The 9892-nt window shown below is 36.9% G+C and carries 10 protein-coding genes and 1 pseudogene; 10 read left to right on the forward strand and 1 reads right to left on the reverse strand.

Features of this window, described 5'->3' with window-relative positions; genetic code table 11:
- Window positions 1–18: 18 nt before the first annotated feature.
- Window positions 19–801, reverse strand: a complete 783-nt coding sequence (locus tag HMPREF1865_RS04390) for a basic amino acid ABC transporter substrate-binding protein (protein ID WP_060919321.1) — start codon at window positions 799–801, stop codon at window positions 19–21.
- A 270-nt stretch (window positions 802–1071) separates the two neighbouring features.
- Here HMPREF1865_RS04390 and HMPREF1865_RS04395 point away from each other — a divergent pair, with 270 nt between their 5' ends.
- From HMPREF1865_RS04395 to HMPREF1865_RS09700, 10 genes and pseudogenes are all read left to right on the forward strand, one after another.
- Complete coding sequence (locus HMPREF1865_RS04395; RefSeq protein ID WP_060919322.1) at window positions 1072–2259, forward strand: amidohydrolase; 1188 nt, start codon at window positions 1072–1074, stop codon at window positions 2257–2259.
- Window positions 2260–2359: 100 nt separating this feature from the next.
- Complete coding sequence (locus HMPREF1865_RS04400) at window positions 2360–3511, forward strand: HAD hydrolase family protein (protein ID WP_060919323.1); 1152 nt, start codon at window positions 2360–2362, stop codon at window positions 3509–3511.
- Window positions 3512–3607: 96 nt separating this feature from the next.
- Window positions 3608–3805, forward strand: coding sequence for a DUF362 domain-containing protein (locus tag HMPREF1865_RS04405; RefSeq protein WP_060919324.1), 198 nt, complete (start codon window positions 3608–3610; stop codon window positions 3803–3805).
- Between the two features lie 261 nt (window positions 3806–4066).
- Complete coding sequence (guaA, locus tag HMPREF1865_RS04410) at window positions 4067–5602, forward strand: glutamine-hydrolyzing GMP synthase (protein ID WP_060919325.1); 1536 nt, start codon at window positions 4067–4069, stop codon at window positions 5600–5602.
- Between the two features lie 372 nt (window positions 5603–5974).
- Window positions 5975–6469, forward strand: coding sequence for a type I restriction-modification system subunit M N-terminal domain-containing protein (locus HMPREF1865_RS04415; RefSeq protein ID WP_230949602.1), 495 nt, complete (start codon window positions 5975–5977; stop codon window positions 6467–6469).
- A gap of 473 nt (window positions 6470–6942) precedes the next feature.
- Window positions 6943–7086 carry a hypothetical protein gene (locus HMPREF1865_RS09735; RefSeq protein ID WP_462218733.1) on the forward strand — a complete coding sequence of 48 codons (144 nt, stop codon included), beginning with the start codon at window positions 6943–6945 and terminating at the stop codon, window positions 7084–7086.
- 204 nt (window positions 7087–7290) lie between these two features.
- Window positions 7291–8409 carry a hypothetical protein gene (locus HMPREF1865_RS04425; protein WP_060919326.1) on the forward strand — a complete coding sequence of 373 codons (1119 nt, stop codon included), beginning with the start codon at window positions 7291–7293 and terminating at the stop codon, window positions 8407–8409.
- A gap of 766 nt (window positions 8410–9175) precedes the next feature.
- Window positions 9176–9445 carry an IS3 family transposase gene (locus HMPREF1865_RS09490; protein ID WP_081094601.1) on the forward strand — a complete coding sequence of 90 codons (270 nt, stop codon included), beginning with the start codon at window positions 9176–9178 and terminating at the stop codon, window positions 9443–9445.
- Window positions 9446–9460: 15 nt separating this feature from the next.
- Window positions 9461–9703: a DDE-type integrase/transposase/recombinase gene (locus HMPREF1865_RS09695; protein ID WP_081094602.1), complete on the forward strand. Its 243-nt coding sequence runs from the start codon at window positions 9461–9463 to the stop codon at window positions 9701–9703.
- A gap of 129 nt (window positions 9704–9832) precedes the next feature.
- Window positions 9833–9892 (forward strand): annotated as a pseudogene (locus HMPREF1865_RS09700) (IS3 family transposase); the annotation flags it as partial.

Consider the following 9892-nt stretch of genomic DNA (forward strand, 5'->3'; position numbering starts at 1 on the left):
AAAGCATAAGGATAGATATTATTTTTGGTTGTAATTACCAAACCATTTGTCGTAGATTTTTTGGTAAGTGCCGTCTTCTTTAAGTTCTTTAAGCGCTTTGTTAACTGCAGCTTGTAATTCTTTGTTGCCTTTTTTCACGCCAAGAACTGTGCCTGGGGATTTAGTAGGTTCGCCTACGAGTTTAAGATCTTGATCAGCACCTTGTTTTAGGTAGTACATAGCCACTGCGTTATCGATGATAGCACCATCGATTGTGCCGGCTTTCAATTCCATGAAGATATTAGCGTTGGAATCGATTTGTTTTACTGTTGTACCAGGGATTTTTTGAGCCATTTCAACAGGGATTGTGCCGATTTGAACACCTACAGTTTTACCTGCTAATTCATCCATGTTGTGGATTGTTGTATTGTCTTTACGAACAACTGTGATGAAACCGCCTTGGTCGAAGTACACATCGGAGAAGTCCAATACTTTTTCGCGTTCAGGAGTAGCGTTGATACCTGCCGCAATCATGTCGATATCGCCAGATTGAACGGCTGGAATCAAAGCGTCGAAGCCCATGGATTTGAATTCCATTTTTAGGCCGATTTTTTTGGAAATAGCTTCGGACAAATCAACGTCAAAACCAACATATTTGTCGCCTTCAGTGAATTCGAACGGTGGGAATGTAGTTTCAGAACCTACACGCAATACGCCTTCTTGTTGTGTCATTTTAGGTTTGTCATTGCCACAACCAGCCAATAAACCCAATGCTGCTACCGCTACAAGGGCGATGGCTGTCAATTTTTTGAACTTAAACATAGTATCCTCCTCAAACATCCATATACATGGTTTATACATTTCTGTTTATATTGTACGGAATTTTACACCAATAGGCAATAACATTGTATAATTAAGAGTACATGAGTTTCATATTTAAAAATAGCTTTCATTTGGACTAATTTTAGATATATCATATCTCTGTTGTTTATGTTAGTTTTCGAACCGCATTAATTTATCTTAAATTGGCTTAGGTAAAGCCGTTCATATCCATTTATTTATATAAATTTATTTATATCTATTGGAGGAGCTATGTCCCTTACGCATACATTTTCAGATCTTTGTAAAAGCTTCGCCCCAGATGCTTTTGCGATGAATTATACATTAGCTAAAAACCCTGAGATTTCTAGTCAAGAATTCGAGTCTGTCAAAACCATTGGTGCTGTTCTCGAAAAATATGGCATGGACGTAACCTATGAATTTTGTGATTTGCCGACTGCCTTCAAGGCGTCTGTCGTAAAAGTAGAACATCCAAAAGGTCGCTTAGCCATACTTTGTGAATACGATGCATTGCCAGAGGTAGGCCATGCGTGTGGTCATTCTGCAAGCGGTGCCATGAGTGTGTTGGCTGCGTTAACGCTGCATAAAATGCAAGAAGAGGGCGTAGCTTTCAACATGGACATCGATATTATCGGCACACCAGACGAAGAAGCGATGGGGTGTAAGGTGGATATGTGCAATGCAGGGGTGTTTAAAGAATATGATTTTGCCATCATGGTTCACCTCGACGGCGAGGAAACGCGACCTAACTCACAATTCTTGGCACTCGATTGCTTCCGTGCTAAGTATTACGGTAAGCCGGCCCATGCGGCCGGCGAGCCTTGGAATGGCATCAATGCGGTGAATGGTGTGCAACTCGCTATCCATGCTATGGATATGATGCGCCAACAAGTGCGCCCTGAAACGCGCATCGGCACGTGGATCATTGCTGGAGGCACCGCATCCAATGTGATTCCTGCCTTTGGTGAATTAGAGGTCACTGTGCGTCACACAGAACGTGAGTACTTAAATGGCTTATCTAAACAGATTAAAAACGTCTTTGAAGGGGCGGCCCTTTGTACCGGTACAACTGTAAAGGTAGAGTTTTATGGAAACCCTTATGATGATATGAACCAAAATAATCGTGGCACAAAGCTTATCGAAGAGGTAATGGCCGACATGAGCCTCGATTTTAAACCAGGTGCTGCAGCCCTTGGAGGTAGTTCAGATATTGGCAATGTAAGCTATCAATGTGCAGCATTCCATCCTAAATTGCGCCTCGCTGGCGAGCCGAAGGTGTGCCATTCTAAAGAATTTGCTGCCGCTATGCTAGAGCCTACCATTGAACAAACCATCATCAATGGGGCTAATATTATTGGTGGCGCTTTACTACGACTCGTAGAAAACCCAACAACCTTAGAAGAAATCGTAGCTGAATTTAAAGGCTCTCTAGGGGAATAACCATAGGATGCTATGAAGATACTTTAAGGAAACTATAAGGACACTCATTTGGAATTCAAGATATTGATGAACCTATTTTAGATACTATAAGGGAGGCTGTATGTCCTCAAAGGAAACATTAACTATAAAAAATTATATTGGTCTTGTAGGTGATAAACCAATTCGATTTATCGCATCCGATGTAGATGGCACCTTGGTAAACGATGCGAAAACAATTCCTGAGGATGCTATTGAGGCGATTCGTGCAGCTCGTGAAAGCGGCATTCGCGTAGCTATTGCTTCTGGCCGTGCTTGGAATGAGATGAATGACGTCATCGAAAAATTACCGTGCTTGCGGTATTTCATGTGCACCAATGGTGCCTATGTGATGGACAAGGATGAAAACCGCAGTCTATTCCACGTAAATTTTGATAAGGAACAAGCTCTACACTTGTTACGCAAACTGTTAACCTATGGCGTATATGTAGAGGCTTATGTGAAAGACCAAATCTTTGGCATGTATCCGCCATCTAGATGCATTACCCCTGAACGCTTAGGGGCGTGTGCTTGTGAACGAAGTAACAGTAATAAAAAGACGTTGCATGGCATAATGGATAATCATCTGTCTAATACAAAAAATCAAATTTCTGGTATAGAGGACACTCGTCTGCCAGGTGCAACGTACGACCACTATGCATTGGCGGAAGGCAATGAAGTAGCAAAGGTAAAGATGTCTGAATGTGAAATTGAGCAATCTAATTTCTTCTTTAGACCTAATATTCGTCCATTTATCTTAGCGACGCGCACTATGGTATGTGATTTGCTAGCTCATATGGAAGCCTTAGATGAAGGACCTGAGAAAATTCAAATCTTCTACGGTGACGAGCCGATGCGTCAGCGCATCTTGCAAGACTTACGAGATGAATACCAAGGGCTCTCCCATGATGGCACAGGTCGTGAACGTTTTTATGATGTATTGCTCTCTAGTGAAGGTAATCTAGAATTTGTATTGCCTCACACTACAAAGGGTACAGCCGTAGAAGCTTTGGCCAAACACTGGGGCTTGAGACCTGATGAGGTGATGACACTAGGGGATAGCGAAAATGATCTATCTATGCTACGCTTTGCGGGCGCTGGTGTAGCCATGGGCAATAGCAAGCCGAACATTAAAGAAGCGGCACGATACAAAACAACAGATAATAACCACCAAGGCGTGGCAAAAGCAATTTATTCGGCTATTGCGTACAATAATGAGCTAAATAAGAAGAAGTAAAAGTAGATACTGTTAAGTTTGGCACGTAATACGTGCTTATGATTATGTAGATTTGTAAAGGTTAATAAATAAAAAATACATAGGAGGTGATGTACAATGGGAAATCTAAAATTTAATATTGATGATACTTGTGTTAAATGTGGCGCTTGCGCTGAGGACTGTCCTGTTCAATGCATCACCGAAGGGAAGACTCGGTTTATCATTGGGAAAGGCTGTATTGGCTGTGGCGATTGTTATTCCATCTGTCCTGTAGGGGCCGTGAAAATGTATAAACGAGAGGTTCCTAAAAAGTGATAACTAGAAATCTTTTAGTATTGTCAGCAAATTAACTCATATACGGAAGGCTCCTAAAGCGTGATAGCTAGAAATCCGAACATTAAAATCTTATTTATAATCTATATACGGAATATATGGAGTCGTTATACTTCCTATGGTATAATAAAATGTAATGAAAAATTAGCGTTTAGCTCGGAAAAACGCACCCCCAGTACAGAAATGTATGGGCATAAAAAATAGTGAATATACTTTCACAAATAGATGCATATGGAGGAAGGCATGGAAAACAAGGAATTTGTAATTGTTGTTGACTTTGGTGGTCAATATAACCAATTGATCGCGCGCCGTGTTCGTGAAAATCACGTATACTGCGAAGTATATCCATACAACAAAGCGCTGGACAAAATTAAGGAATTAAAACCGCAAGGTATCATCTTCACAGGCGGTCCTAACAGCGTGTATGAAGAAAACTCTCCAAAAATTGAGAAAGAGATTTTTGAACTTGGTATTCCTATTCTTGGCATGTGCTATGGTATGCAATTTATGGCGCATACATTGGGTGGCGAAGTTAAATCTGCGGACAACCGTGAATTTGGTAAAACACCTACTAAAGTGGACACTACATCTCCATTGTTCAAAGGCTTGGAAGAAGACCAAGTTGTTTGGATGTCTCATGTTGACTATGTAGCAAAGGTTCCTGAAGGCTTTGAAATCGTAGCACATACTAAGGATTGCCCTGTTGCATCCATGCAAAATAAAGAACGTAAATTATATGCTATGCAATACCATGCAGAAGTGTTGCACACTGAACATGGTAAAGAAATGCTTCATAACTTCTTGTACGAAGTATGTGGATTCACAGGTACATGGACAATGGCAAACTATGCAAAATCTGCTATTGAAGACATCCGCAAAACCGTTGGTGACGGCAAAGTATTGTTGGCATTGTCTGGTGGTGTAGATAGCTCTGTTGCGGCAGCACTTATTTCTAAAGCTGTAGGCGATCAATTGACTTGTATCTTTGTTGACCATGGTTTAATGCGTAAAAACGAAGGTGACGAAGTAGAAGCAGCTTTCAAAGATTCCGGCATGCATTTTATCCGCGTCGATGCAGAAAAACGTTTCTTAGATAAATTGGCTGGCCTTGAAGATCCAGAAGCTAAACGTAAAGCTATCGGTGAAGAGTTCATCCGCGTATTCGAAGACGAAGGCCGTAAAATCGGTTCCGTTGACTTCTTAGCACAAGGTACAATCTACCCTGACGTTATTGAGTCCGGTACTGGTGAAGCGGAAGTTATTAAATCTCACCACAACGTAGGCGGCTTGCCTGCAGTTGTAGATTTCAAAGGCCTTATCGAACCATTGCGCAATCTCTTCAAAGACGAAGTGCGTGAACTTGGTTCCGAATTAGGCTTGGCTGACTACCTCGTATGGCGTCAACCATTCCCAGGTCCTGGTCTTGCTATCCGCGTAATGGGCGAAATTACTAAAGACAAACTCGACATCTTGCGTGATGCGGACTACATTTTCCGTGACGAAATTGCAAAAGCTGGTCTTGATCGCAGTATCAACCAATACTTTGCAGTATTAACATCTACACGTACTGTAGGCGTTATGGGTGACTTCCGTACATACGATTACACATTGGCATTGCGTGGCGTAACAACAACAGACTTCATGACTGCTGACTGGGCGCGCATCCCTTACGACGTATTGGATACAATCTCACGTCGTATCGTAAACGAAGTACAACACATTAACCGCATCGTGTACGATATTACATCTAAACCACCTGCTACAATTGAGTGGGAATGAGATGATTTACTTAAAGTAGCTAACATATAAAAATATATAATATAATATAATTTAGTCATCCAAAGAGTCTGTCTTTGGATGACTTTTTTTAGAGGTCTTCAAAATATGTATTTTTAAATGGTAAAAGTATCATATTTATTTGTTATCAACATGAAAAATAAATGAATTGAGGGTGTGTTCTAATTATCTAAGATGTTATAATAAAAAATATTAGGATATATAGTATATTTACTAGATTATACTGATTTCATGAAAATGATCTTGATTTGTAAGTTTTAATGAGGAGGGTATATAAGTCATGGCAGAAAAAACAATACAGACATTGGGTTTGAAAAACAAATATGGGATGCGGCTTGTGTTCTTTTAGGGCATATCTCTGCTGCAGAATATCGAAAAGTAATTGTAGGGTTAATATTTTTTCGTTACATATCGAGTGCCTTTGAAAAACGCTATGAAGCGCTTGTAAAAGAAGGTGATGGATTTGAAAATGATAGAGATGCATATGCTGAAGAAAATATTTTCTTTGTTCCAGAAGAAGCTCGGTGGAGCACAATTGCATCTGCTGCACATATACCTGAAATTGGACTTGTTATTGATAATGCAATGAGAGCTATTAAAAAAGAGAACACAACACTTAAGAATGTGTTATCAAAGAATTATGCTAGCCCTGATTTAGATAAAAGAGTTCTAGGAGAAGTTGTTGACCTCTTTACTAATGAAATCAAAATGGACGGTACCAAGGCTAGTAAGGATTTATTGGGAATAACATATGAATATTGTATTGCTCAGTTTGCATCTTATGAAGGTACTAAGGGTGGTGAATTTTATACACCGTCAGTATCGTTAAAACTATCGTCTTTATTTTAAAATTATTTAATAATTACCGTGTATATAATCTTTATTATGGGACTCGTGTCATAATAACGGCAGAGGTAAATAGTTCAATGAAATCAAGGATTTTGAAGCTACTACCAAAGTTAAAAATCAATGAAATTGATAGCTTGTATGTTGCTTAGAGCTACTATCTACCAAAATAATGATTGTAAGCATTACATAAGTTTAAAAGAATAAAGTGGTAGTGTATGCGATTTATATTGAAAGTTATCTTATTTTCGATTAGTCTTATATTATAAATTTTGACAGCTTTTCTGACATTCTTGCTTGGCATAGGGACGGCGTTGCTGTATATCGTTAAGATATTCTGCATATTTTATCATTAGCTTCTTATTTAGTTCTTATGGACTTTCTATAATAGACGCAACAGTGATAGCATATATTGAACTGATAAATGAGAAGATTAAAGTCGTGTAGACAAATGTAAATTTTTTGAGGTGTAGGGGATGGCTTCAAGTAAAGGATATTTAGATTTCATTTTAGAACAACTATCCGAGTTGGAAGAAATAACACATAGATCAATGATGGGCGAAGATATTATTTATTATCGCAGAAAAATTGTGGGTGGAATTTATGATATGGGTTTTTAGTGAAGCCTGTTAAATCCGTAATAGCACGTATGCCAAATGCAAAGTATGAGTTACCATATGATGGAGCAAAGAAAATGCTAATGGTAGATGATGTTGACAATAAAGAATTTCTAGCAGGTTTATTCAATTAAATGTATGATGAACTACCTGCACCAAAACCAAAGGAAAGAAATAATCAAATTTGAATTGTTAGGAGATAAAAGTATGGCCCATTCAATACAATCAATAAGAAATGTTTATGATCTTGCAAAATGTGCTAGAGATAGGGGAAAACCTTTTGATGATGAAGAAATAAAAAAACTATTAGAAAGGACAGTTACAGATGAAAAACTAATTTCAAAATATCCAAGATTTGAGAGGGGATATGCGGCAGAAGATTTATTCAGACGTATATTTTCCCTTTTACCTTGGGTGAGAAGTATTGTCCCATTAGGACAAGAACAATTTCCTGAAAATAGTAAAGAAACGATACAAGTACCAGATTATGAAATTATATTTGAAGCTGGAAATGAGATGGGGACAGCGACTATTTTAGTTGAGGCAAAATTGGTTGATGGTGACAAGCAAACATTTGAACTGCAGAAGTATAAATATGAAGTGCTACATGAATACTCGAGTCATAAAAAGGTTACTCTTTTATTTGCTATTTTTTGGAGAAAGCAATGTATATGGACAATTAATTCGATTGAGTCATTTATAAAAAAAAGTAGCAGTTATAAAATATCGTATGAAAAAGCTTGTGCGAATGATTTGTCAGCAATACTTGGAGACTATACATATTTGTTTAAAAGGCAATGTTATAGAAAAAGCATTTTTTCTAAGAGTGAAAACGCTGATACTGAGTTTATTCATAGACATGAAGAATACGGAAAAACAATATATGAAGGCTTGTCTTTAGATGAGCAAAAATTTGAATCATTATGCATGTTTGAACCCGCTTTATTAGATTGTGCATTTGACTTTAAGGAGATTTCTTATAAAAATTTAGCAAATAGTGAAATTGAAATAATAGAACAATATGATTGCTTGCCATATGTATATAAACTATCATCTTTAATATTGGCATACTTGAATAAAATGTATTGCATAGATAAGGATAATATGTATTATGAAGATAACATATTGGTTGAGAAATCTTTTGATATTGTTGATACCGTCCGAAGAAAATGTGGAGGAGAAAAATTTTATTTAATTCCATACAATGTTAATGAAACATCAACAAGATTGTTTGATTTGCAATTTGGTAAAGTAAAACATATATTTGATGCATATAAAAGTACTGAAAGAAGTGAGGGGTATAAGATTTTGGTTAGTCACGATTAACGGTATTGAGTAGCTCGAGAAATCCCAGTTTGCCGAGCTGAATAAAACCAAATATTGGAGATATAAGGCGATTAAGCAATAGAAGTTTTAGTCGCTTTTTCTTATGCAAAAAATTAAAAAAGAGGAGAGGCGGTGCAGTTTTTATGTCAAAATATTCTCAAGAAACTAAGGATCAAGCTCTTAATTTATTTAAAATTGGATTTGGAATACAGTCTGTAGCGAACAATCTAAATATATCAAGACACATAATAAAAATTGGTTATTCAAATATAAGAGTAGTAGTTCTTTATCTAGAAAAATGAATAGACGTATATTTTCAGTAAAGTTTAAAGGTAAAGTTATTGAAATTAGGTGGCAGAATAAGTTATTCTTTAAAAAACAGCAGAATTATTTAATTTAGATAATCCTAGTCTAATTGCAGCATGGCAAAAGAAGTATTTAGATGAAGGATTTTAAAATTACAACCTAAGCTTAAAGGTAGATCACCTATGAAGACCAAAAAAGAAATTAAACTACAAGTAGATTCAATCCAAAAATCAGATAAGGAACGTATTAAAGAACTAGAAGCCGAAAATGCTTGATTAAAATATGAAATATCTTTTTACGACGACTTTATAAAAGAAATGTGTGAAATTGCTAAACTAAATAGAGTTGTAAATTAAGTACAAACAATTACTATCGAAAGATTAAGAAACACATATCCCCTTCGGTTTATGCTCAAATACTTTGGTATTAGTCGTAGCACATATTATGCCGTTTAGCCAGTATGAAGAAAGGTGACAAATATGTAGAGGAGCGAGAGTCTGTTCGCACACTTGTGGCGATGAATAAAGGTTGTTATGGATATCGCCGAATTACAGTAGCATTGCATAAATTAGGACTTCATATAAATCATAAAGTCGTAATGCGTATTATGAAGGAAGAAAACTTATCATGTAAAGTTCGCCTAAAAAAGTACCGCTCATATAGCGGTACTGAAGGAAAAATCGCTCCAAATATTATTAAACGAAACTTTACTGCAACAAAGCCAGATTAAAAATGAACCACAGATATTACAGAATTTCACGTGTTTGGACGTAAGGTTTATTTATCACCAATCTTAGACCTGTATAACGGTGAAATTGTATCCTATGAAATATCTGAACGACCTGTATTAACTCAGGTATTAACTATGCTGGATAAAGCGTTTCAGGAAAGACCCAATAGCCATGGATGTATACTACACTCAGATCAAAGGTGGCAATACCAACATGCAGAGTATCAGGAGACATTAAATAATCACGCTATTATCTAAAGTATGTCTCGAAAAGGAAATTGTTTGGATAATAGCGTGATGGAAAACTTCTTTGGTTTGTTGTAGTCAGAGTTATTATATTTAGAAGAGTTTACTTCCTATGAAGATTTTATCAGTAAATTATAGGATTATATTGATTATTACAATACAAAACACATTAAGCTCAAATTAAAAGGAATGAGTCCGGTA

It is taken from the genome of Veillonella parvula, from assembly GCF_001553335.1.
Lineage (GTDB): Bacteria > Bacillota > Negativicutes > Veillonellales > Veillonellaceae > Veillonella > Veillonella parvula_S.